Here is a 1,833-nt window from a genome sequence, read left to right as displayed (position 1 = left end):
CTTCCCATTGCTGGGAGCCATCCAGGGTGGCAGTGATCGCCGTGGTCACACAGCGGACATAAGCCGTCTGCTGCTGGCTGCTGCTCAGCGGTTTTTCATCTTTCATCTGGGAATAGGCGGTGACACCCATTTCATCCATCTGGTCCGCGGGCAGCAACAGAAACTGCTGGCGACCCAGTGGAGAGGTGGCACAGGCGGCGAGGCTGCCAGCAAGCACGCCAAGGGTGAGAAATTTACGCAACGTCATTGTCTATTTTACTCCCATTCCCGAAGGAAACGTCGGGACACGAACATTAGCCAGCCAGCCCAGCCGGCACTTGAGAGAAAGATAATAAAGCCAAACACCGAGATTCCCCAAGGGGCAGGGGGCACTCGGCCGCTCAACATGATGGCGCCGGCCAGTAATCCACCGGTTACCAGCAGGGTTTGGACCTGTCTGTACTGACCGCGTTCAATCCGTGTGATCAGCCGTTCCAGATGACGAGGATCAATGCCTGCCTCACCGGGAGCGGCCTGGCCCGGTACGGGGGGCGGCGCATAGACCTTGTCGACCACATCGAGCGCTCGCAGGCTCAGGCTCTTTGCCAGGCGAACCGGGGAATAGCGTGTGCGGATCATTCGCTTGAGTAGCGGCTCGGCCTCACTCATCAGGTCGAATTGCGGGTTCAGTAGTCGGCCAAAACCTTCCAGGGTAATGATGGCCTTGATAAACAGCGCAATATCGCTGGGCAATACCAGGTTGTGATTGCGTACCAGCGCGGTGATGTCATTGAGCAGGGCGGTGATATCCAGCTGGGAAATGGACACGCCGTGGTACTGGCTAATCACGTCTTCCACGTCGGACACAAGCTGGTCGAACTTGATGGGTTGCCCGTCGGACCAGCCAGACAGTACACCGGCGCATTGCTCGGCCTCACGCAGCACCACGGCGCGGGTAATCTGCAGAATCTGCTCGCGGCGGCTGTGGCTGAGTTTGCCGACCATGCCGAAATCCAGCATGGCAATGCGGTTTCCCGACATGATGATAAAGTTGCCGGGGTGCGGATCGGCATGGAAAAAGCCGTCCTCCAGAGCCATTTTCCAGGCGGCCAGAGCACCTCGGCGTGCGATTAATTCCCGGTCCAGCCCGGCGTCATCGAGCCGCTCCACGGCTTTTGCCGGAATGCCTTCGATATGCTGCTGCACCTGCACGGTAGGAGATGAAAGGTCCCAATATACTTTGGGAATCTGCAGCCACTTGAACTGTCGCAGGTTCTTACGGATACGGTCTGCGTTGCGCGCTTCAATGGTGAAATCCAGTTCCCGGGTGAGCGACCGCTTGAATTCGCGTACCAGTTCTACAGGCCGGTAGCGCCGCAATTCAACGGAATTGTCGGCGGCCAGTTTGGCCAGCTGGTCGAGTAAACGCAGGTCCGAATCAATTTTGTCACGGATGCCGGGTTTCTGAACTTTCAACACCACTTTCTGACCACGGCGAGTCAGTGCGCTATGCACCTGGCCGATGGAAGCCACACCGATCGGCTCCGGATCTATGCGGGCAAAGAGGCTGTCGACAGGTTTTCCCAGCGAGGCCTCAATGTCAGCCTTGAGCGAATCGAATGGTACCGCCTGGGCCTGGTCCTGCAGCTTCTCGAATTCGGCAATCCAGTCCATGGGGAACATGTCCACGCGGGTTGCCAGCACCTGACCAAGCTTGACGAAGGTGGGGCCCATTTCCTCCATGGCATGGCGCAGGCGTTCAGCAGTGCCCATGCGCAACATATCCGGCTTCATGCTGCTACGAACCAGCTTCCCCGCATGCTCTACCGGGGTGGAAAGCCCCAGTCGCCGAAT

The 1,833-nt window shown here is 58.4% G+C and carries 1 protein-coding gene and 1 pseudogene; both read right to left on the bottom strand.

The genetic code is table 11. From position 1 onward, the window contains the following. A pseudogene (locus tag A3730_RS02525) lies at positions 1-247 on the bottom strand (M48 family peptidase); the annotation flags it as partial. An 8-nt stretch (positions 248-255) separates the two neighbouring features. Continuing rightward, the coding region (locus A3730_RS02520; RefSeq protein ID WP_063537417.1) for an AarF/UbiB family protein at positions 256-1,833 on the bottom strand (1,578 nt) is incomplete at its 5' end.

The sequence above is a fragment of the Alcanivorax sp. HI0044 genome (assembly GCF_001634945.1).
This window is presented reverse-complemented; position numbering and strand designations above follow the sequence as displayed.